The 21135-nt window shown below is 50.5% G+C and carries 20 protein-coding genes and 7 pseudogenes; 9 read left to right on the top strand and 18 right to left on the bottom strand.

The features are described from left to right. Window positions 1-28: 28 nt before the first annotated feature. From purM to purE, 8 genes and pseudogenes are all read right to left on the bottom strand, one after another. Window positions 29-982 (bottom strand): annotated as a pseudogene (purM, locus tag ACYF68_RS10560) (phosphoribosylformylglycinamidine cyclo-ligase); the annotation flags it as partial. 2 nt (window positions 983-984) lie between these two features. Continuing rightward, window positions 985-2401 (bottom strand): annotated as a pseudogene (purF, locus tag ACYF68_RS10565) (amidophosphoribosyltransferase). Beyond that, window positions 2380-4555: pseudogene (gene purL, locus ACYF68_RS10570) on the bottom strand (phosphoribosylformylglycinamidine synthase subunit PurL). Before purL ends, purF begins: the two co-directional pseudogenes overlap by 22 nt. Then, window positions 4539-5216 (bottom strand): phosphoribosylformylglycinamidine synthase subunit PurQ, encoded by a 678-nt coding sequence (gene purQ, locus ACYF68_RS10575; protein WP_461047596.1) that lies wholly within the window; start codon window positions 5214-5216, stop codon window positions 4539-4541. The pseudogene purL and the gene purQ overlap by 17 nt, the downstream one beginning before the upstream one ends. Continuing rightward, complete coding sequence (gene purS, locus ACYF68_RS10580; RefSeq protein ID WP_461046755.1) at window positions 5216-5473, bottom strand: phosphoribosylformylglycinamidine synthase subunit PurS; 258 nt, start codon at window positions 5471-5473, stop codon at window positions 5216-5218. Before purS ends, purQ begins: the two co-directional genes overlap by 1 nt. Continuing rightward, complete coding sequence (gene purC, locus ACYF68_RS10585; protein WP_461046757.1) at window positions 5473-6174, bottom strand: phosphoribosylaminoimidazolesuccinocarboxamide synthase; 702 nt, start codon at window positions 6172-6174, stop codon at window positions 5473-5475. Before purC ends, purS begins: the two co-directional genes overlap by 1 nt. After that, a pseudogene (purK, locus tag ACYF68_RS10590) lies at window positions 6171-7294 on the bottom strand (5-(carboxyamino)imidazole ribonucleotide synthase). The gene purC and the pseudogene purK overlap by 4 nt, the downstream one beginning before the upstream one ends. Further along, window positions 7281-7761, bottom strand: a pseudogene (gene purE / locus ACYF68_RS10595) (5-(carboxyamino)imidazole ribonucleotide mutase). The pseudogenes purK and purE overlap by 14 nt, the downstream one beginning before the upstream one ends. 274 nt (window positions 7762-8035) lie before the next feature. Between purE and ACYF68_RS10600 the strand changes: the two are divergent. Continuing rightward, complete coding sequence (locus tag ACYF68_RS10600; protein ID WP_461046759.1) at window positions 8036-8887, top strand: bifunctional 5,10-methylenetetrahydrofolate dehydrogenase/5,10-methenyltetrahydrofolate cyclohydrolase; 852 nt, start codon at window positions 8036-8038, stop codon at window positions 8885-8887. Between the two features lie 68 nt (window positions 8888-8955). Here ACYF68_RS10600 and ACYF68_RS10605 read toward each other — a convergent pair. The 6 genes and pseudogenes from ACYF68_RS10605 to ACYF68_RS10630 form a co-directional block, all read right to left on the bottom strand. After that, a pseudogene (locus tag ACYF68_RS10605) lies at window positions 8956-9911 on the bottom strand (calcium/sodium antiporter). A 98-nt stretch (window positions 9912-10009) separates the two neighbouring features. Next, window positions 10010-10408: a hypothetical protein gene (locus ACYF68_RS10610; RefSeq protein ID WP_461046761.1), complete on the bottom strand. Its 399-nt coding sequence runs from the start codon at window positions 10406-10408 to the stop codon at window positions 10010-10012. Between the two features lie 14 nt (window positions 10409-10422). Then, window positions 10423-11502, bottom strand: coding sequence for a sensor histidine kinase (locus tag ACYF68_RS10615; protein WP_461046763.1), 1080 nt, complete (start codon window positions 11500-11502; stop codon window positions 10423-10425). Beyond that, on the bottom strand, window positions 11427-11846 hold the full coding sequence (locus tag ACYF68_RS10620; protein WP_461046765.1) for a hypothetical protein: 420 nt from the start codon (window positions 11844-11846) through the stop codon (window positions 11427-11429). The genes ACYF68_RS10615 and ACYF68_RS10620 overlap by 76 nt, the downstream gene beginning before the upstream one ends. After that, window positions 11843-12514 (bottom strand): response regulator transcription factor, encoded by a 672-nt coding sequence (locus ACYF68_RS10625; RefSeq protein ID WP_461046767.1) that lies wholly within the window; start codon window positions 12512-12514, stop codon window positions 11843-11845. Before ACYF68_RS10625 ends, ACYF68_RS10620 begins: the two co-directional genes overlap by 4 nt. Before the next feature lie 146 nt (window positions 12515-12660). After that, window positions 12661-13797: a globin domain-containing protein gene (locus ACYF68_RS10630; protein ID WP_461046769.1), complete on the bottom strand. Its 1137-nt coding sequence runs from the start codon at window positions 13795-13797 to the stop codon at window positions 12661-12663. A gap of 183 nt (window positions 13798-13980) precedes the next feature. Here ACYF68_RS10630 and ACYF68_RS10635 point away from each other — a divergent pair, with 183 nt between their 5' ends. Together ACYF68_RS10635 and ACYF68_RS10640 are read left to right on the top strand one after the other, a co-directional pair. After that, window positions 13981-14391 (top strand): RrF2 family transcriptional regulator, encoded by a 411-nt coding sequence (locus ACYF68_RS10635; RefSeq protein ID WP_461046771.1) that lies wholly within the window; start codon window positions 13981-13983, stop codon window positions 14389-14391. A 5-nt stretch (window positions 14392-14396) separates the two neighbouring features. Continuing rightward, window positions 14397-15152 (top strand): immunoglobulin-like domain-containing protein, encoded by a 756-nt coding sequence (locus tag ACYF68_RS10640; RefSeq protein ID WP_461046773.1) that lies wholly within the window; start codon window positions 14397-14399, stop codon window positions 15150-15152. Between the two features lie 104 nt (window positions 15153-15256). Here ACYF68_RS10640 and ACYF68_RS10645 read toward each other — a convergent pair whose 3' ends face one another. Next, window positions 15257-15772, bottom strand: a complete 516-nt coding sequence (locus ACYF68_RS10645; RefSeq protein WP_461046776.1) for a type 1 glutamine amidotransferase domain-containing protein — start codon at window positions 15770-15772, stop codon at window positions 15257-15259. Window positions 15773-15926: 154 nt separating this feature from the next. Here ACYF68_RS10645 and ACYF68_RS10650 point away from each other — a divergent pair, with 154 nt between their 5' ends. Further along, window positions 15927-16166: a hypothetical protein gene (locus ACYF68_RS10650; RefSeq protein ID WP_461046778.1), complete on the top strand. Its 240-nt coding sequence runs from the start codon at window positions 15927-15929 to the stop codon at window positions 16164-16166. A gap of 30 nt (window positions 16167-16196) precedes the next feature. Here the strand turns inward: ACYF68_RS10650 and ACYF68_RS10655 are convergent, their stop codons facing one another. Further along, window positions 16197-16637 (bottom strand): hypothetical protein, encoded by a 441-nt coding sequence (locus tag ACYF68_RS10655; RefSeq protein WP_461046780.1) that lies wholly within the window; start codon window positions 16635-16637, stop codon window positions 16197-16199. A 147-nt stretch (window positions 16638-16784) separates the two neighbouring features. On the opposite strand from ACYF68_RS10655, the gene ACYF68_RS10660 reads away from it, so the two are divergent. Both ACYF68_RS10660 and ACYF68_RS10665 read left to right on the top strand, forming a co-directional pair. After that, complete coding sequence (locus tag ACYF68_RS10660) at window positions 16785-16967, top strand: CsbD family protein (RefSeq protein WP_461046782.1); 183 nt, start codon at window positions 16785-16787, stop codon at window positions 16965-16967. A gap of 144 nt (window positions 16968-17111) precedes the next feature. Beyond that, window positions 17112-17354, top strand: coding sequence for a hypothetical protein (locus tag ACYF68_RS10665; RefSeq protein ID WP_461046783.1), 243 nt, complete (start codon window positions 17112-17114; stop codon window positions 17352-17354). Between the two features lie 52 nt (window positions 17355-17406). On the opposite strand, the gene ACYF68_RS10670 is transcribed toward ACYF68_RS10665, so the two are convergent. Next, on the bottom strand, window positions 17407-18114 hold the full coding sequence (locus ACYF68_RS10670) for a hypothetical protein (protein WP_461046785.1): 708 nt from the start codon (window positions 18112-18114) through the stop codon (window positions 17407-17409). Between the two features lie 137 nt (window positions 18115-18251). Further along, window positions 18252-19673 (bottom strand): annotated as a pseudogene (locus ACYF68_RS10675) (APC family permease). A 109-nt stretch (window positions 19674-19782) separates the two neighbouring features. Here ACYF68_RS10675 and ACYF68_RS10680 point away from each other — a divergent pair. The 3 genes from ACYF68_RS10680 (at window position 19783) to ACYF68_RS10690 (ending at window position 21088) form a co-directional block, all read left to right on the top strand. Then, window positions 19783-20259, top strand: a complete 477-nt coding sequence (locus ACYF68_RS10680; protein WP_461046787.1) for an outer membrane protein assembly factor BamB family protein — start codon at window positions 19783-19785, stop codon at window positions 20257-20259. Next, window positions 20259-20795, top strand: a complete 537-nt coding sequence (locus ACYF68_RS10685; RefSeq protein WP_461046789.1) for an outer membrane protein assembly factor BamB family protein — start codon at window positions 20259-20261, stop codon at window positions 20793-20795. Before ACYF68_RS10680 ends, ACYF68_RS10685 begins: the two co-directional genes overlap by 1 nt. A 128-nt stretch (window positions 20796-20923) precedes the next feature. Beyond that, on the top strand, window positions 20924-21088 hold the full coding sequence (locus ACYF68_RS10690; RefSeq protein WP_461046791.1) for a hypothetical protein: 165 nt from the start codon (window positions 20924-20926) through the stop codon (window positions 21086-21088). Window positions 21089-21135 lie beyond the last annotated feature (47 nt).

A 21135-nucleotide genomic window follows, 5' to 3' on the forward strand; every position in this document is an offset into this window, starting at 1 on the left:
ACGCGGCCAAGCACTGTCGGCCGCTCCCTGCGTCCTCAAGTATCTCCATGGTGCGCGCTTCATCTTTGTCGTTCACTGCAATCATGAAACCGATGCCCATATTGAACACGTTGTATGCCTCCCGCATATCCATGCCGCCGAGTTCAATCAGCCATTCTATGATTTTCGGCACTTCGACATTCGCCACATCGATATCTGCACCCAGATATCCGGGAACGCCCGCGGTATGTTTTCGATGAAGCCACCACCTGTGATATGGCTCATCGCCTTGATGCTGATCTCTTCCCTGACTTTTTTGATCGCCTTGACATAGATGCGCGTCGGCTCAAGCAGATGATCGATGATCGGTCTGCCGTCCAGCATCCCTTCGACGTCGACCGAGTAGTCGGCAAGCCATTTCCTGACCAGGCTGTAGCCGTTCGAATGGATGCCGCTTGAAGCCAGTCCGATGATCGTGTCCCCAGGCTTTGCAGCTGTCCCATCTATATAGGCATCCTTCTCGACGGCGCCTACAGCAAAACCGGCGATATCATATTCGCCTGCACCGTACATATCCCCATCTCCGCGGTCTCACCGCCGATCAGGCGCATTCTGCGTCCGTACAGCCATTTGAAATGCCTTCGACGATGTCGGAGATGTGCTCAGGAATGACCTTATCGACCGCGATGTAATCAAGGAAGTACAGTGGCTCTGCACCGGTTGTGATGATGTCGTTGACGCACATCGCCACGGCGTCCACACCGATTGTACGGTGACGGTTTGAATCGATCGCCAGCTTCAATTTCGTACCGACACCATCAGTGCCGGAAACAAGGACAGGGGCTTTCATATTCAGCTGTGACAGGTCGAAAGCGGCACCGAACCCCCCAATCCCTCCGATGACCTCCGGACGCATCGTCCGTTTTACATGTGCTTGGATCTTATCGACTGCCTGATATCCGGCCGTGATGTCGACTCCGGCATCCTTATACTGTTCTGACATGCTCATACCCCTTTCGTCTTCTGATCCTTCTCCTGCGGCAGGAGCCGGTCGATAATCTCTATTGGATAATTGCCTGTAAAGCAGGCATCGCATTGGCCTTTCGAACCATATGAATGGTACACATCATGCATCGCGTCGACCGACAGATAACTCAAGGAGTCAGCACCGATCTCACGGCGGATCTCCTCTGTCGATTTCGATGAAGCGATGATTTCAGCATGGGTTGAGACATCGATGCCATAGAAGCATGGATTTTTAAGCGGCGGAGATGAGACGCCCATATGGACTTCTTTAGCGCCCGCCTTCTTCAATGCCTTGACGATATACCGGCTGGTCGTCCCACGCACGATCGAATCATCGATGACGATGATGCGCTTGCCCTCAACAACATCACGCACCGGGAGAGCTTCATGCGCACTGCCCGCTCGCGTGCTTCCTGCCCTTTGGAGAGGAATGTCCGTCCCACATAGCGGTTTTTCAACAGTCCCTGCTCCTGTGGGATTCCGGATTCTTCAGAAAATCCTTTTGCAGCGGCAAGGCTCGAGTCCGGCACGCCGATCACTATATCCGCATCCACATCCATTTCCCTGGCCAACTGCTGACCGAGCGATTTTCTGATCGTGTATGTGGATGTATTGCGGAATTCCGAGTCGGCCCGCGCAAAGTAGATGTACTCCATCGAGCACATATTCGGATGCGACGCGTCCGTATAACGGTCGAAGTCGATGCCTGCTTCACTCAATGTAATCAGTTCGCCGGGTTCAATATCACGTATGTACTCTGCACCGATTGCGGTGAAGGCACACGTTTCGCTGGCGACGCAATAGGCACCGTCTATCATGCCGAGCATGAGCGGACGCACACCATGATCATCCAGGGCGATGGTCAATGCCTCTTCGTCCAGGATGACGAAGGCGAAAGCGCCCTTGATCTGCCTGAGCGCCGTCTTGATGCGCGTTTTCCTGTCCGGGCTTTTATTTTTACGGATCAGATGTGCCAATGTTTCAGTGTCCGATGAAGTCTGGAAAATCGCCCCGTCGTCTTCTAAAGCCTCACGGACGCTCATGGCATTGACAAGATTGCCGTTATGCGCAAGCCCGAGGTCCCCTCTATGGCTTTTGAACAGGAATGGCTGGACGTTCGACAGCTCGCTGCCACCGCTTGTTGCGTACCTTACATGGCCGATGGCGTGCGGAAAGCCATGCAGCGATGCCAGCTGTTCCCTGGAGAGCGCTTCGGTCAAAAGGCCCATGCCGCGTGCGCCGAAAAGGTACTCTTCGTTCGAACAGACGATGCCGGCCCCTTCCTGCCCCGATGCTGGAGGCTGTGCAGTGCGATATAAGTCAATTCGGCGGCATCCGGATGGCCGTACACACCGAATATGCCGCACTCTTCATTTAGTCCACGGATGTCATACATTTCGGGATTGCCCCTTCCCATGTGTTTGAGATGGCGTCCAGGCTACGTTCTATCGTCATATCACGCGTTGCTACTTTGAATGCATCTTCTGTCAGGACCCCGATTTCGACAGCGTCTTCAATATCTTGTCCACCTGCTCCGATGACGATGTAGCGGGAAGCATTTTCTGCAAAGAGATCTTCCCGTCCATATCGAGTGACGCGTCCACTCCGAGATGGTGGAAGGCTGCAAGCTGCGCCAGTTTGATGGCGATGCCGCCACGGCCGATTGGTGCGATCTTTTTGATGCCACCGTTCTTCAGACGCTCCCTGAGATCCATGCCGCGGTTGTATTCGAGCTCCAGGTCGATGTGGCGTTCCTGCTTCGAAATGTCTCCATCAACCAGTTTTTCAAGCTGACTGCCGGCAAAGCTCTTATATGTCTCGCCCACCAGATAGATTGAATCCCCCGCCTGTACATGGAGATTTTCCATGAAGCGCACATCTTCTATCAGACCAACCATGCCGATGACCGGCGTTGGCAATATTGTGCCTTTGGATTCGTTGTATAGGCTGACGTTGCCGGATACGACCGGTGTCGACAGCGTCCGGCACGCTTCTGCCATACCGCGCGTCGAAGCATCAAGCTGATGGTAGATTTCAGGGTTTTCAGGACTGCCGTAATTCAGGCAGTCAGTCATGGCAAGCGGGAGTGCACCAGTCGATATGATGTCCCTGAACGCCTGCGCGACGACTTCTTTACCGCCATTGAACGGATCGGCATAGACATAGCGGCTCTTGCCGTCAACCGTCATCGCGATGGCCTTATCCGTACCTTCCACTCTGACGATGCCTGAGCCGAATCCCAACTTCTGGACGGTGTTCGAACCGACCTGATTATCGTATTGTTCATATATATAGCGCTTTGAACCATGATTCGGATGGCCGAGCAGTGCATCGAATGCCGCGTTCAGATCTTCTTTACTGTAGTCATATGTTTTGTCGTCAACCCCTGGGTCTTTGCCTTCCAGCACATAGACAGGTGCCTCATCGGACAGTGGCTGTACGGGAATATCCGCGTACTTCTCGCCTTCATAGAAGAGTTCGAGACGGTCGGAATCCGTCACTTCACCGATGACCGCGGAATCGAGTTCATATCCGTCGAACATCTTGAGGAATTTATCCTCTGTGCCGTCCTTTACGACAAGCAGCATGCGTTCCTGTGTTTCCGACAACATCATTTCGTATGGGGAAATGCCGTCTTCCCTGACAGGCACCTGGTCGAGGTAGAGCGCCATGCCCGATTCACCTTTGGCCGCCATTTCGGCACTTGATGATGTCAAACCTGCCGCCCCCATATCCTGGATGCCGACGAGTTCAGGCTGGTTGATGGCGTCAAGAGTCGCTTCCATCAGTTTTTTGCCGGTGAATGGGTCTCCGATCTGCACCGATGGACGCTTCGACTCTGATTCCTCAGATAACTCTTCAGACGCGAAAGTTGCGCCGTGGATGCCGTCCCGTCCTGTCTTCAGGCCGACATAGATGACTTTGTTGCCGACACCTTTGGCCGTCCCTTTTGTATCTGGTCGTGGTCGATGACCCCGACACACATGGCGTTGACGAGCGGGTTGCCGTCATATGAAGAATCGAATTCGACTTCTCCGGAGACGGTCGGGATGCCGATGCAGTTGCCGTAGCCGCCGATGCCGGATACAACGCCTCTGAGCAGCCAGCGGTTATTCGCTTCAGATAGCTCGCCGAAGCGGAGGGAATTCAATAATCCGATAGGACGCGCGCCCATTGAGACGATATCACGGATGATCCCGCCGACACCCGTTGCTGCCCCTTGGTAAGGTTCGACTGCAGAAGGGTGGTTATGGGATTCGACTTTGAAGACGATGGCCTGGTTGTCGCCGATGTCGACGACGCCTGCGCCTTCACCCGGTCCCATCAATACGCGTTCCCCTGATGTCGGGAATTGGCCTAGGAACGGCTTCGAATGCTTATACGAGCAATGTTCACTCCACATGACCGAGAATATGCCGGTTTCCGTATAGTTCGGTTCCCTGCCGAGTATCTCCACTACATGCTTGTATTCTGCATCCGTCAAGCCCATCTCTGTATAGAGCTTGTCGTCTTTGATCATCTGTTCTGTCGGTTCATTGAATTTCATTATGAGCGGCCTCCCAGTTTGCCATATTTTCAAAGATTTTTTTGCCGTCATCACTGCCGAGCAACGCTTCGAGTGCGCGTTCCGGATGCGGCATCATGCCGAGGACATTGCCCGCTTCATTGATGATGCCCGCAATGTCGCCACGCGAGCCGTTCGGGTTGTCCGTGTATTTCAAGACAATCTGATTGTTCTGTTTGAGCGCATCATAAGTCTCATCATCACAGTAGTAGTGCCCTTCTCCATGCGCGATTGGGAAAGTGACCGTTTCATCAGGCTGATACCCCGTTGTGAATGCAGTGCGGCTGTTGGTCACCTTCAGCGTTTCATCCCTTGAGATGAAGGTGTGGGTGTCATTGAATATGAGCGCACCCGGCAACAGGCCGATTTCAGTCAGTATCTGGAAGCCGTTGCATATGCCGGCTACCGGCTTCCCTGCTTCTGCTGCTTCGACGATTGCTTTCGTCACCGGCGCTACAGCAGCCATCGCGCCACTCCTCAAGTAGTCCCCAAAACTGAAGCCGCCTGGAATCAGGACGCCATCATAACCTTCAAGCGACGTCTCCCGGTAATCGACATAGTCCGCTTCCCCGCCGGACTTCAGGATGGCGTTCAGCATATCCCTATCACAGTTCGACCCTGGAAAGCGTATCACAGCGAATTTCATCATTCAGCCACCTCGTCGAGGATAGTGTAGGAGTATGTTTCGATGACCGTATTGGCAAATAGTTTCTCGGACAACCGACGGACGCTCTCATCGATTTTCGCCTCGTCTGTTTCATCGATGTCGAAGTAGAGCACCTTGCCGACACGGATGTCGTTGATTTCCTCATGGCCCAGTTCGTGGACCGCCCGATTCAGGGCCTCACCTTGTGTATCCAATACTTGCGGCTGCAGTGTGACGATCAGTTCAATCTTCTTCATTATATGAGTGCCTCCATCTTTTTATAAAATGCGCTGTAGGTATCAATCAGTGATCCTGTACTGTTGCGGTAGACGTCTTTGTCGAAATTCTCTTTACTCTCCATATCCACGATGCGGCATGTATCCGGCGAGATTTCATCTGCAAGCATGATGGCACCGTGCTGGTCTTTGCCGAACTCGATCTTGAAATCGATCAGCGACAGCCCCATCTCTTCCATCATTTTCTTCAACACGTCATTGATCTTAAGGGCCTGCTCTTTAAGGTGGGCGACTTCCGCCACACTTGCCAGGTTGAGCATGGCGATATGGTCATCCGTGAGGAGCGGATCGCCGAGTGCGTCTTCTTTATAGAAGAACTCGACCAACGGTGGGGTCATCGCCTGATGCGTCTCGAGTCCGAGGCGTTTGACGATGCTGCCGGCGGCATAGTTCCGTACGACCACTTCAAGCGGAATGATGTCAAGGGGCCTGACCAGCTGTTCGGTCTCACTGATGCGTTCTATATAATGGGAGTCGATGCCGTGCTTTTTCATATATTCGAATATGCCTGAGGAGATCAGGTTATTGAGCCGTCCTTTACCTGTCATGTAGTCGTGCTTCTCCCCATTACCGGCCGTCACTTCATCCTTATATTCAATGCGGTATGCCGCATCTTCTGTCCTGTAGACACGTTTTGCCTTTCCTTCGTAAACGAGCATCATGACTCCTCCTTGATGAAATTCTCTTCCAACCGGTCGAGTGTTTCTGCGACATCGTCAGTAAGCACCGTCACGTGCCCCATCTTCCTTGCCGGTTTGCGCGCTGTCTTGCCGTAGACGTGGACGTGCCACTCCGGATTTGTGAAAAGCGTCTGTTCAAGGCGGTCCAGATCGGCACCGAGCAGATTCATCATGACTGCATGCTGGTGCTGATGGACAGCAGGCATCGGATGGCCGAGGATCGCCAGTATATGTGCATCAAACTGGCTGATGTTGCATGATTCGATCGTATGGTGGGCCGAATTGTGGGGCCTTGGGGCGATTTCGTTCACATACAGCGAACCGTCCTGATCGATGAAGAATTCTATCGTGAACACGCCGGTGAAATGGAGCTTATCCATAATTTTACGTGCCGCTTCCTGCGCTTTGGCGGTATACTGCGCATCGACACCCGCTGGCGCGATCGTGCGGTAGAGGACCTGGTCCTTGTGCAGATTTTCCTGAAGCGGGAAATATTCGACCTGGCCTGTCGTACTTCTGGCGACAGTCAATGATACTTCGCGTTCCAACTGCAGGTATTTTTCGGCGACCCATTCCGCCTGGTCAAATGGAATGTCGAGGTGTTCCATTTGCGCCTGTGATTCGATCACCATCTGACCCTTGCCGTCATAGCCGCCCGTTGCGGTCTTGACGATGACAGGATAGCCATTGGTGGCGGCGAATGACGCGAGCGCGTCCCGTGTCGCTACTTTCGCATAAGGGACGATGGCCGCACCCGCCTCTTCGATCGCCGTCTTCTCGTAATCCCTGTTCTGCAGCGTCAGAACCGTCTCGGCGCCCTGGGGATATGGTAGTCATCCACTAATGTGCGCAGTATGTGGGCATCGATATTCTCGAATTCATATGTGACGATGTCCGACAATCCGCATAGTTCCTTAAGTGACGCAAAATCGCTGAATTCCGCATGGATGAATGTATGGCACGTACTTCTTGCCGGCGCATCTTCAGAAGGGTCGAGCACCGCGACTTTATACCCCATCCTCAAAGCGCTCTGTGCGAGCATCTTCCCGAGTTGTCCGCCACCTATTATGCCTATCGTACCGCCCAGTTCAATCGAGCTCATTCTGCATTCCCTCCACTTTCTCTTCCAAAGTCTCCGTATAGGCTTCCAGTCGGCTATAGAGGGCAGCATCGCCAATCGCCAACATCTTTGCCGCGAGTATGCCTGCATTCGTGCTCCCCGCCTTACCTATCGCCGTCGTCGCGACAGGGATGCCGCCTGGCATCTGGACGATGGACAACAGCGAGTCGAGGCCATTCAACGCCTTCGACTCGATCGGCACACCTATGACCGGTATGTGGGTCATCGACGCCACCATGCCGGCAGATGGGCAGCACCCCCGCACCTGCGATGATCACTTTGATGCCCCGGCCCTTGGCGGCCTTGGCATAGTCCATCATCATTTCAGGCGTCCTGTGGGCGCTGACCACTTTCTTTTCATAAGGGACGGATAGCTGATCCAGCATGTCGCACGCATGTTTCATCGTCGACCAGTCTGAAGAACTTCCCATAATCACTCCTACTGTCATGAACGTAACCCTCTCTTTTATGCGGATGTTTATTTCTCAGATTCAGTTTAACAATAGAGTCCTATATAATCAACTTAAAAACGAACAATAAATTAATTTTAATTGTTATAGTTTGTATATGAACTAAATAATTTTTATTTTTATAATTTATTATACGGTAATTAACTCGTTCAATCTCTTCTGATTTCAGAATTTTATGGTCTTCAATCTGGAAATTTATGCTCAGTTGTTGGATAATGAAGGAGAAATAGATAGAATCCAGGAGGGCTTTCACATGACAGCAGAACTATTGAACGGCAGGGAGATAGCGAAGGACTACCGCGCTGACCTTGCCGCTGAAGTCGAAAAGTTGAAGGAAGCAGGTACGACGCCAAACTTGACCGTCGTCATTGCAGGCGACGATGGCGCGTCACTCAGCTATGTACGGTCAAAGAATAAGGCAGCCGAAAAGATCGGCATGACTTCAGAAATCGTACAGCTCGACGGGACGGTCACTGAGCAGGAAGTACTGGACATCATCGCACGGCTGAATGACGATGATACCGTCAACGGCATCCTTGTCCAGGTGCCGCTTCCTGGCCAGGTCAGCGAAGAGAAGGTGTTGGAGGCGATCGCACCGGATAAAGATGTCGACGGCTTCCATCCGGTCAACATCGGACGTCTCTACACCGGACAAGAGGCATTCGTGCCATGCACACCGCTCGGCATAATGGAGCTCCTGAAGCATACCGGTCCACTAGAAGGCAAGGATGTCGCCGTCATCGGACGCTCCCACATCGTCGGGCAGCCGGTCGCAAAACTGCTGACCGACCAGAACGCCACGGTCACACTCATGCACTCCCGCACCCGTAATATGACCGATAAGCTGAAGGGTTACGATGTCATAGTCAGCGCCGTCGGACAGCCGGGCCTCATTAAAGGCGAGCATCTGAAGGAAGGTGCCGTCGTCATAGATGTCGGCAACAGCGTCGTAGATGGCAAGCTCGTCGGAGACGTCGACTTCGATTCGGCCAGTGAGAAGGCAAGCTACATCACCCCTGTACCGGGCGGCGTCGGCCCGCTCACCATCACCATGGTGCTCAACAACACACTGATCGCCGCCAAAAGGCAGAATCAATCCAATTGATTTAAAAACCCGGCTGAACCTGATGACAATCAGATTCAGCCGGGGTTTAGTCCATCACTGTCCATTATTCAATTCCGGATGATGATATAGATCAGATAGGCCGTATATGCCACCAGCATAAATGCCCCTTCCCTTCTGCCGATGGAGAAGTGTGTCCGCGAAAATATCAGAAGCAGCACAGTCAAACCAACCATGACGAAACCGTCCAGGAACAGCTTGGATTCCGCAGCTATCGGGCTGACGGTCGCGGCAGTGCCGGTGACGAAGAATATATTGAAGATATTGCTGCCGACTACGTTGCCGATTGCCATATCCCCCTTACCCTTCAATGCGGCGGTTACAGAAGTCATGATTTCCGGCAGAGAAGTGCCGACTGCCACAATCGTCAAACCGACCAGCGCCTCGCTCATGCCGAGTGCCAAGGCGATTTCAGTCGCGCTCGACACGACCATCTCTCCCCGATGATGATGGCGGCCAGGCCACCTAAAGTGGATAGGATATTCTTCCACCAGGGTTCACCGTAGTCGGTTGGTGCTTCAGCCACTGTACCGGACCGATTTTTGCGTGCCATTTCAAATACATAGTACAGAAATATCAGGAAAAACAGCAGGATGATGATGCCGTCCCCACGTGTAATCGCATTGCTTGGGCTATCTTGGAGGAATGTGTCCATCATAAGGACCATCATCACAACCGCCCCGAGCAGGGCGAAGGGAATCTCTTTGCGCACTGTTTCACTCTGTACCGTAAGCGGGGCGATTACTGCCGTCAAGCCGACCACAACAGTTATATTTACGATGTTGCTGCCGATGACGTTGCCGAGGACAACGCCTGCACTGCCATCCAATGCCGCGAGGATGGCAACAGTCGCCTCCGGGGAACTCGTCCCAAGCGCGACGATCGTCAAACCGACAAGAAGCGGCGAAACATTGAGTTTGACTGCAATATTTGAAGCCCCCTGCACAAAGTAATCCGCGCCCTTGATCAGAAGGACAAAACCAATGATAAGCAATATGTAGGCCAAGCGTGCCACCTCATTTCCGTATCGTGAATCCGATACATTCTTAATATGCATTAAAACATAAAAAGCTCCCCTTTGCCTTAAAAAGGGGAGCGATTATTTTATTTTTCTGTACGTGGTTCAACGAAGAAGGTGATGACAAGGAACATCAGGAAGGCAAGCAGCAATACACTGCCGCCGACGATGAACAGGACTGTTGTGAACGTTTCATTCATATTGAATGGATCAAGCATATAGAAATACATGCCGACAGTCAGCAGCACCGCCCCTAAAATTCCCGTTACACCGTGGATGTGCACAAGCACTTTATGCCGTACCGTGTAGATGCTGTAGAAGATGCCCCATGCAAACATGGAGAGCCAGCCCACCAGAAGCACGTGCGTGTGAATCGGCCGGATTGCGTAATCCATCTCCCCCGCCATCTGTGAACCGATGAATACACCGAGCAGCCCGAATGCCGCTGCCACCCTGATAAAATTAATGCCCCATTTTCTTTCCATTATGAATCCTCCTGTTATTTCTTCAATGTAATTGTAAATGTCGTGCCTACACCAAATTCACTTTCGACTTCCACTTCGCCGCCGAGCATATCAAGCGTCTCTTTGACGATCGCAAGTCCAAGGCCTGAACCATTCGTCGAACGCGACTGGTCCACGCGGTAGAAGCGCTCGAACAGCTGATCCATATCTTCTGCCCTGATACCGGTGCCGGTATCGCTGAAGATCACTTTCACCCGGTCGCCTGCGTCAGTGAGCCTGATGAATATTTCATCACCCGGCCCCGAATACTTGATGGCGTTCGACACAAGGTTATCCCAGACGTTATAGAGCAGATGCGGATCGGATTTGACCGTTACCTCATCAAGAGTATAGGACAAGTCTATCCCTTCCTGATCGAGACGCCATGAAAATGCACGGATGACTTCCTGCACTTGGCGATCAAGCCTGATGGCTTCATGCTTCACCTGATATGTCTGATCGTCAAAACGGTTGAGCACCGTCAATTGCCTGGCCAGTGCAGACAGGCGCCTCGCTTCCTGATGGACCACTTCTGCCGGCTGGCGGAGGCCTTCAGGCAAGTCCTGGTCCATCATCAGCTTGGAATAGCCTTGGATATTAAGCAACGGTGATTGCAGATCGTGGGTGACATCGCTGATGAACTTCTGGCGCATGTAGCGATTCTCACTCAGCTGTCCCTGCATGGCATCGAGACTGACGGCCAGTTGCCCGATTTCATCCGGTGCATAGTTTTCCGGCTCAATGGCGTAGTCGAAATTTTCTCTTCTGATCTCATCCGCCGCCGTAGACAACCTGCCGAGCACCGTCGCCATGCGCCGGGACATGAGGATGATCGATATGAGACCGACTATGAAGACGGTCAGGAAGAAGACCAGTCCAATGATATGGAATTCACTGAACATCAAGGCACTGTCCTGCTTGATGAAGAGGGCATACTGTGTGCCCCCAGTTTCGAATGATACCCCGACCGTATTCCTCACATCGTTCATGAAGTGGCCCATCATGAACCAATTGGCGAGTGTTGCCGCTTCACCCTGGTACACACCACCATCCATGACATCCCGGACGATTGCCAAAGAGAGTTCCGTCCGGTCGAATGGCTCACCTGCCGATGTGACGGCAGTACTGTTGAAATCGATCGTTTCTGACCCTTCCCCATTACATCTTCCCGTTTGATCATGGCCCCCTGGTAACCGAGGGCTGTAAAAAGTTCCAGATGCTCATCGATTGCCGCTTCAGTCATATCGGCCTTTTCCAGACCTGCGACGAACGTTTCAGCAGTGTCGACAAGTGCCTGGTCCATCTTCGGTTTCGAATGGAGCATGTAGAGGATATTTGCTGCAAGCAATGCAGTCAATGCGCTTAAAGCGATGACGATGACCAGCCCGATTATGAATTTTCTGTTCAGGGACTGTTTCATGCCTCCCCCTCCAGCTTATAGCCGATGCCACGGATGGTGACGATTTCCAAAGGCACGCGGTGCTTCTCAAGCTTCTGCCTGAGCCGGTTGATGTGTGTATTGATTGTGTAGGCACCCGATTCAATGTCTCCCCACACCGCTTCTGCAAGATAATCACGGGTCACCACCCGCTCCGGGGTCTCCATCAGACAGGCAAACAGCTCGAGTTCCTTGACCGGCAGCATGAACGTCTTATCATGGGCCCTGACCTCATAGTGGATGCGGTCAAGGACGACGCCGTTGTAGGTCAACACTGAATGGCTGTCCGGCTGTGTGCGCTTGAGCACGGCACGTACCCTGTAGATAAGCTCTTCCGGTTCAAATGGTTTGACGATGTAGTCCTCCGCTCCCGCTGTAAACCCGCGTCCTTTATCTTCCAGCTGACCCTTGGCCGTGAGCAGAATGACCGGAATATCCAGATCACCACTCAGTATCTCAGTAAGCTTGAAGCCATCCATACCCGGCATCATGACATCCACGACAGCGAGATCCACTTCATCATCCTCGAGTTGGCCGAGCGCGTCGTCCGCCGATTCTGCCAATATGGCTTTGTAGCCATCCTGCTTAAGATATATGGATACAAGTTGCCTGATATGCGGATCGTCTTCCACTACCATCACTTTCTGCACGTCTCCCCACTCCTTCCGTAAATATCTTATCACACCGATATAAACATAATATAAACAAAAACACGTACAAAAATACACCCATCCGATTAGGGGCGGATGGGTGTACAGGTCTATATGGAATGTGTTGGATGATCCAGATTGAAATTCTAGACGGTCTGGAGACTCATTTTCGGACCGAATGGTTCGAAGTGGATGCGGGAATCGTCGATATCCAAAGCAGCCAGTTCTTCGATCATCGTATCCATGAAGCGCATGGAACCGCAGATGTAGACTTCACGGCCGTCGAGTTCTCCGAAGTCGGAGCGGTTCAGATAGCCGTCCGGTTCGCTGTATTTCACCGTGATGTCGGCACCATTCTCTTCCAGCGAAGCAAACTGGTCTTTGAATGGCTGGAAATCCTTGTTGATGGCGCTGTAGACGAATTTTACATCTTTGCCTTTTTCAATCGCATCTTCAGCCATCGCCATCACCGGTGTCGCACCGACGCCGCCTGCGATGAAGAGCAGCTTATCATGGTCTTCCTCAACTTTGAAGTCTCCGGCAGGGGCAGAAAGATGGAGGACGTCCCCCTCTTCAATGCCATCATGCAGGTAGTTGGAAACAACGCCTTTCTCTCCGCCCGCCATTTCACGTTTGACAGCAAAGGTGATGCCGTCCTCAGTTGAATTGGAGCAGATCGAGTAGTGGCGGAGCGCATCATACGGGTAGCCGGATGGGTGCACTTTGACCGTGATGTACTGGCCCGCTGTGAATGTTTTATCAACATCCTCAGCATCTACTGTAAACCTGACGATTTCAGGTGTCATGACTTCTTTCTTTTTAACCATGAAAGGCTTGAAGCCATCCCACGCAGCATCTTTATACATATCTTTCTCGACGTCTATGAATACTTGGGCAATCTGATTGTAGTAGTCACCCCATGCATCGATGATTTCTGGAGTCGCCTGGTCGCCGAGCACTTCCTTGATGCCTTCGAGCAGATATTTCCCTACGATCGGATAGTGTTCCGGCAGAATCTCGAGTGCGCGGTGTTTGTGTGCGATACCGACTACATGTGGCACGATCGCATCCAGATTATCAATATGCTTGGCTGCAGCAAGGACCGTCATGGCGAGCGCCTTAGGCTGATCCCCTATTTTCTGGTTCGTCTGGTTGAAGATATTCAAAAGTTCAGGGTGTGCCTCGAACATTCTTCCATAGAATACGGATGTGATTGTGGTACCATGCTCTTCCAATACTGGGATCGTCGCTTTGATGATATCTTTTTTAGTTTCGGTAATCATTTACAGAACCCCTTTATTTTTAAAGATATATTTCTTATGCATCTTTATAATAAAGCGTATCCAGCTGCTTTTCAAGTATATGTAGAAGTTTTCACAAATTGTTCACAGAAACTGTTGCATCAAGTTCCTTCTATTTATTGATACTGCCAACCGGTGTATAATCATTGAAAGGAGTTGATTGCAGTGAAACTGACATTATATACGGACTATTCCTTGAGGGCGCTCATGTACCTCGGCATGAATGAAGATAAAAAGGTGCAGATTGACGATATAGCGGGATTCTATAACATCTCGAGAAACCATTTGACGAAAGTGGTCCATCATCTGGCAAAGCTTGAATACATCAAGACTGTACGTGGTCGCGGTGGCGGGATTATGCTAAACTGTAGACCAGAAGAGATAAATGTCGGCGAAGTCGTCCGGCAGACAGAAGATAACTTCCACATGGCAGAATGTTTTTCCGAGAACAATGAATGCATCCTGACACCTGTCTGCGGACTGCGCTTTGTCTTAAACGATGCCTTGAAGGCATATCTTGCAGAACTTGATAAACATACTTTGCGGGATATCATCCCTAAACCGATATTGAGGTGACTACGATGGATTCAAGTACAATCATAAAATTTTTGGCGGGACTTCTCCCCGTCGCCCCCATCACCGGAGAACTCCTCGACGAGGAACTCCAGGTGCAGCAGGCGGACTCCAATGAAGAAAGCAACGAAGCCGACTCCAAGTATGCCGATTATAAAGGACCGACAATGGAAGAGGAAATTGCCGCCCATGGCGGCAACCAACCTGCCATCAAAGGGGTCCAAAAGAAAGGTGACTTCAAGGTCCAGGTCGGCAGCCGGTTCAATCCCAGGGCAGGCGTCTATGCCGTCGATAGCTATGACGGCAACATCACCGGCAATATAGAGGTCACCAGCAATAACGTCGACACCAGCCGCCCCGGCAGCTATACGGTCACCTATCGTGTGGAGAATAGCCGCAACTACTGGTCCACATATACGAGGGTGATAGAAGTGGTGAATGGCCAGGGCGACCGTGTCCCGATGATCCCACCGACAGAGGCGCAACTCGCAGGCAAGGAAGAGAATGATGATGCGGAGGAGTCGGAAGCCGGTTCTGCGATCACTTTCCTTGGACTCGAAGACCAGACGATTGAACAAGGGAGCGATTTCGACCCGAAAGAAGATGTCCAGGTAATAGACGTCGACGGCAGCGACATCACTTACCGCCTCCATATTTCGGGTGAGGTCGATACGGAAACTCCCGGCGAATATACAATCGCCTATGCCACATTCGACCATTTCGGCGACCCACATGCGAAGGCGCGGACAATCACTGTGGAGTAATCCTCTTTCGCACACTGCTTGATAGCGGTTCAGGTTCCAACAGCGTCATGCAACATAAAAAAAGGTGGATCCTTAAATGGATCCACCTTTTTCAATGGGATGTTTTATTTATCCAACTGTGCTTTTACTTCACGGTTGAAGTCTTCAAGATCATCCGGTTGACGGCTGGATACGAGGTTGCCACATACTACGACTGATTTGTCGTGCACTTTCGCCCCTGCGTTCTCCAGGTCCTTCCGTACAGAAATGAAGGATGTGATGTTGCGGTCTTTCAGCATATCTGTATCGATCAGCACTTGTGGACCGTGACAGATGGCGAAAGTCGGTTTATCCTCTTCAAGGAAGTGTTTGGCAAACTTGCCGAAACGGCCTTCTTCATCTGAGCGCAACAGATCCGGCGAGAATCCGCCTGGAATGAATACTGCATCGTAATCATTTGGCTGTACATCATTTATGCCTTTATCGGCTTTGAATTTACCGCCTTGTTTACCTTCCAGTTCGCCAGCTTCCGGTGCGATGACCTCAACTGTGTGGCCATCCGCTTTGATGGCTTCTACTGGATTCGTATATTCGATATCTTCTACCATATCCGTCATCAGTATAGCGACTTTTTTAGTCAAAACTGAATCACTCCTTAAATGTTTTTCGTTACACTATATAGTGTTCCACATGATGTCATACCTTAAACATAAAATATGGCTTTTACATATATAACAATGATTTGTTTGACATTAAGAACATACGTTCCTATAATATTATGTCAGGAGTGATGATATGAATATCTCTTATGATACCGAGCTGGAATATAAAATATTATATAATGTCAAACATGATCTGTTTGACTATCCGAATACAAGCATGGCCGAATACGATATAAGGACGGTCGATTTCCATATGCGGCTTATGGCCCAAAAGGGCTTGCTTATACTGACACCGTTCGACTATGACTTCTACTACAGCCATATAGAATTGACGGAAGCAGGAGACAGACTGCTCTCCAAAAGAGCTTCATGAAAAAACCCTCCAATTTGGAGGGTTTCTTTATCATTTGAGGTCGAATGCATTACGTACCCGTTGGGTCATGTCGGCATCCAATTGCGTGACCGGGTCAGCCGCTTCATACTCGCCGATCATCAGACCATCGTCATCCGACTCGACGACCGTCACCCATTCGACGCGCAATACATATTCCTCTTTTCCAAAATGCGGATTGATGCGCTGGATTTCCTTGAAGGGATATTCATCGTACTCGATGAGCTTTCCACCTGAATGCATTTTAAATGCTTCAAAGGGTACGGCCGGCTCCACTACCCGCCCAATGCCAAGGAAACCTTGCCTGGTGCTATATAATGCGAATTCATCGCCTCGTTTCAGCTGTTTTACACTTTCTTTATGCCGTGAAGTCGTCAAGCTGACGATCCCCAGCCTCTTATACGTATCAAATTCCCTAAATGTCTGATTGAATCTTCCATTTATCGCAAACATTTCTCCACCCCTGTCATTTATACCTTCCAAAACCATATACTACATGATAGCAAAGACAATTTCAGCGGATATAACAAGGAAATGTTTATTTTCTTATGGATTCGGGCATTGTAGTTGTGTAACGAAAAATTTCCAAGAGGTGTTAATATGGCTGAAGAAAGCAAAAAAGATCAATTGATGGGCAAAGCCAAAAAGGCTGCCGGAGATTTAATGAACGATGAAAAGACTAAAGAAGAAGGTAAACGCCAAGAAACAGAAGGCAAAGTGAAAGACGCAGCCAATGATGTGAAAGATAAAGCAACAGACGCTTTCAATAACGATAAAAAATAATTATAGAAAATCACTGCTTATTGCAGTGATTCTCCCTGTTTTCATTTTTCATGTTTAACAGCCTATATATATAGGTATTGTTCAATGTAGCTTGAATGTAGCTTGAAAGACAGCTTAGATTCTTATAGAAGGAGTGGATTATTCATGGCAGAAGAGAAAAAAGGACTATTCGACAAGGCAAAAGACTTGGTCGACAAAGCGAAAGACAAAGATACACGTGAGAACGTCTCCAATAAATGGGACGACGCCAAAGAATTCGGCGATCAGCACGCTGATAAGGTAGGCGCTGGTGACAAATGGGATACTGTCAGCGAAAAAGGCGACAGCATCGTCGACAAATATGGCGTTGACGGTGACGAAGAAAACAAGGACGATGAAGAGAAATAATTATCATGCATAGCTAAAAAGGGTGGTTCCGCTAGCGGAACCACCCTTTTTTCTATTTCTCCGTCACAATATACCGGTCTTCGTCATGGAAGGCGGATTCCAGGTTTTCCAGATGATTGATCGTATCCGCAGCGTTGGACATGTACTTCCTGCTATTGCCCATATGGACTTCGAACATCGTTTCGTTCATATCATATTCTTCTTCCTGATTCATTAGCTTGAACTCGATCAGGGCAAGGGTGCGGTTTGAAATCGCGAGCCCGAGATCCGACTTCAGCTGTTCAAAATATTCAGCATGGACCGGCTTCAGATATTCAGGAATCTGCATGCCATCCAACTCCATCTCGAGCGTATTGTAGGATTCATGCAGCGACTCGAGCGCAGGAGCCAATTCACTGGAGGTAAGAGCCGCCCATTGATATTTTCTCTTCAGTGGGCTGAAATCCTCGTTCCAGATTCCCACCACATCCTGATGGATCTGTTCCAGATGATCAATCATTGCACTCAAGTTATTTCGCTCTTCCTGCGTATAGAAATCATCGATACTCTTTCCATCCGTTTGATGAACCACGGCTTCTGCATTCAGTTCCGCTGCCTCCACATCGTTGATGGAGGATTGGGCCAACTGCAGGTTTTCATGATTGAGTGTGCCGGGTATCGGCCGTTCGGCTTTGAATTCTTCAAAACCAATATTCTGCTCCGCCCTCGGTGTACATGCACTTAACAGCAGTATGGCGAAAATGGTTAATATCGGTTTCACTTGGGTCGTCTCCTCTGCTTAAGAGTCACTTATCTTCATATCCCACCCATTGTAACACAACTGTAACATCTCAAAAAGCATTTTCATCGCCCCAAAGATAGAAGAGGCCCCCTGATTACATCAGGGGGCTTCTTGAATCATTCTTCTTCATTTAAAATCAGATAGTCAAGCTCTTCTTTAGTCAACGCGTTCAGCCTCTTGTACTGGAACAGGAAGAACAACAGTCCAAGCACCGTCCAGGCCGCCAGAGCCCAGTAGGAAGGGGCAGAGAGCGATGCAGGCGATCCCGGATACAATAGAAGTACGAGGAAGGCCAGTGATATGATGGCACCGAGTGCGCCGAATATGACATAGAGGAGGTTATAGTTCTCCTTCACCCTAAAGAACTTGACCGCGACCAGGCTGGTGATGAGAAAGGCGATCGATACACCCGTCGACGACATATCGACAATCCAGCTTAAGGCAGTACGTCCAAGCCAAGGCGCCAACAGACAGACCGCCATTACAAAAAGGATGGCCACATACGGCGTCTTGTTCTTTCCGACCTTCATGAAGGCAGAAGGGATGAACTTCGCACGCCCCAACGCGAACAATAGGCGCGATGATGACATATAGAAGCCGTTAAGGCCAGTGAACACACCGAATGAGATGGCGAGTGCGAGCAACGTCATGCCGATGGCACCCATAGAGCTCTGGACGACAGATCCGGTCACCCAAAGTGCACCACCCATCGTCTGCTCATCAGGGTAGACCCATGAGGTCACCAGTATCATCAATACGTACGTGACGATTGAAGCCACGATACCAAAGACGATCAGCCTGAATGTCTTATCCGGGCTGAAATTGAACTCTTCAGCAGCTTGGGGATATTGTCGAATCCGACATACATCCAAGGGGCGACGGCGACAATCAGAATGATTGAAGTCCAGATGCCATTATCACTATTAAACAGCGGCTTTGCGTTCGCCAACTGAAATTCGCCGGTAAAGAACGACCAGGCGAACAGAATTGTGACGACGATCGCCATGAATAGCGCAAAGATGAATTGGAGATTGCCGGATAATCCACTGCTCTTGATCGAGATGAACGCAAACAGGATCAACACGAGCGATGACAGTAAGACCTCCATGATATAGACGTCCCAGCCGGCGATTGTGTAGAGATAGCCTATCTCCAGGAAATCGGGTAAAATAAATTTAAACAGTAGGCTGAAGGCACTTGCATTCAAGGCGACGACCGATATGTAGCCAAGTGCCAGAAACCATGACGCGATGAAGCTCACATATTTGCCGAAACCAACGTAGCTGAAGGCAAATTCACCGCCTGATACCGGAAAGCGTGTCGTCAGTCCCCGTATGCCACAGCGATGATGAGCATCAGGATACCACCGATGGTGATGCCGAGTGTTGAACCGAGTGTGCCGGATGACAACAGCCAATCCCCAGGCAGGATGAATGCACCCAACCGATGCTTGAACCATAGGCCACTGCCCAGACGAAACGTTTTGACATCGTACTGTCAAGTTCCGTCCTTTCCATATCTGTTATTTTATTTTCAATTTCCATATGTATTTTAGCTCCCTTTTCCCTTTTATGTTTTATATCCTAACAGAATACATGCTAAACGTAAAATTTACAATTGGCACACAAATTGAAGGGTATGATGAAAATGAAACTATTGTTGAAGTATTTGATCACAGTCGGCACGCTGTTTGTGATTTCTCACACCGGTGCAGAAAACGCTTCTGCTACGGCTGCCTTCGGGGCACAGGAGTGGACGCAGTACCGGCTCTCACCGGACAATAATGCCGTCATCGATTCCGGCCATGAACCGCTTGAATATATGACATTGGAGACAGATGACGAAGTGCGGGCGACACCGGTGGTGGCAGATGGCAAAGTATTCATCGGCAACCATAACTCAGGGGACATCATGGCATTCGATCTCGACAATGGCGAGCGGGTGTGGCACAATACGGCACCAAACTGGATACACTCTGAGGCCATCTACCACGAAGGTTTGGTGTACGTCGGGTACGGTAACAGGTTTTTCCAAAAAAATCGGGCCTACAGCTTCTTCAAAAATTTCGGGCTCCAGGATATGTTTCGGCACAGGGCCATCCGTGGCACCGGGAGAGCGGCGTAATGGCACTTGATGCAGATACCGGCAAGCTGGTGTGGCGCTATGGGACAAAGGGCGAGGTGATGCCCACCCCTGCCATATACAAAGATCACCTCTACATTACGACCGGTGACCGCACTTTGTATAAGCTGACACTCGATGAAGGGGCGCTCATCCATAAGGAAGACATCGGGTCCACTGTCAGCATGTCCTCCCCGAACATCCATGAGGATAAGCTCTATGTCGGCGGCAGCGGCCCCCTCCCCTACACTTTCTCGGCATATGATCTGAAGAAAGATGAAATGGCGTGGCAGACTGAATTTCCGGATGTCGTCATGGGGCTCGATGATGTGCCGGCTGCAGTGAGCGACGGTCTTGTCATCACCACGGGGTTGATCTCCAACAAGGACGGGGAGCTTGAGCATGAGATTTATGCATTGGACATCTCAACCGGTGAAATGGCCTGGCAAGATAACTGGGGGCTGGCCAGTTCGTCAAAAACAATAAATCAGGCGCTCCGATCATCCATGAAGGCACAGTCTTCGTCGCAAGCCCCATAACCAAAACCTATTACGCCTACGATCTAAATAGCGGCGAACAGCTCTGGGCGTATGAAGACAAGGCTGCGAAAGCACCGCCGGTCGCCAAAGATGGCATCGTCTATTTCTCAAATGTTGAAGGCGAGGTCGTGGGCCTGGACATCACACGCGGCGCACCCGTCAGAAGAATGGCGCTTGAAGGTGTGCTTGCGCCCGCGGGACCGGTCATTGCAGATGATACGCTATTCATCGGCAGCCAGGACGGCAACATCTATGTCGTGCCGCTGGACGATTTTGAAGTCATCGGCAACTAGGGAACATGAAAAAGGCACAGACCAATGGTCTGTGCCTTTTCTGATGA

This window comes from Salinicoccus sp. CNSTN-B1 (genome assembly GCF_054792835.1).

Excerpts from the sequence above, each read along its gene's own strand:
- purQ (WP_461047596.1), bottom strand. The coding sequence starts at position 5,216 with ATGAAATTCGCTGTGATACGCTTTCCAGGGTCGAACTGTGATAGGGAT.
- purS (WP_461046755.1), bottom strand. The coding sequence starts at position 5,473 with ATGAAGAAGATTGAACTGATCGTCACACTGCAGCCGCAAGTATTGGAT.
- purC (WP_461046757.1), bottom strand. The coding sequence starts at position 6,174 with ATGATGCTCGTTTACGAAGGAAAGGCAAAACGTGTCTACAGGACAGAA.
- ACYF68_RS10600 (WP_461046759.1), top strand. The coding sequence starts at position 8,036 with ATGACAGCAGAACTATTGAACGGCAGGGAGATAGCGAAGGACTACCGC.
- ACYF68_RS10610 (WP_461046761.1), bottom strand. The coding sequence starts at position 10,408 with ATGGAAAGAAAATGGGGCATTAATTTTATCAGGGTGGCAGCGGCATTC.
- ACYF68_RS10620 (WP_461046765.1), bottom strand. The coding sequence starts at position 11,846 with ATGAAACAGTCCCTGAACAGAAAATTCATAATCGGGCTGGTCATCGTC.
- ACYF68_RS10630 (WP_461046769.1), bottom strand. The coding sequence starts at position 13,797 with ATGATTACCGAAACTAAAAAAGATATCATCAAAGCGACGATCCCAGTA.
- ACYF68_RS10640 (WP_461046773.1), top strand. The coding sequence starts at position 14,397 with ATGGATTCAAGTACAATCATAAAATTTTTGGCGGGACTTCTCCCCGTC.
- ACYF68_RS10650 (WP_461046778.1), top strand. The coding sequence starts at position 15,927 with ATGAATATCTCTTATGATACCGAGCTGGAATATAAAATATTATATAAT.
- ACYF68_RS10655 (WP_461046780.1), bottom strand. The coding sequence starts at position 16,637 with ATGTTTGCGATAAATGGAAGATTCAATCAGACATTTAGGGAATTTGAT.
- ACYF68_RS10660 (WP_461046782.1), top strand. The coding sequence starts at position 16,785 with ATGGCTGAAGAAAGCAAAAAAGATCAATTGATGGGCAAAGCCAAAAAG.
- ACYF68_RS10665 (WP_461046783.1), top strand. The coding sequence starts at position 17,112 with ATGGCAGAAGAGAAAAAAGGACTATTCGACAAGGCAAAAGACTTGGTC.
- ACYF68_RS10680 (WP_461046787.1), top strand. The coding sequence starts at position 19,783 with ATGAAACTATTGTTGAAGTATTTGATCACAGTCGGCACGCTGTTTGTG.
- ACYF68_RS10685 (WP_461046789.1), top strand. The coding sequence starts at position 20,259 with ATGGCACTTGATGCAGATACCGGCAAGCTGGTGTGGCGCTATGGGACA.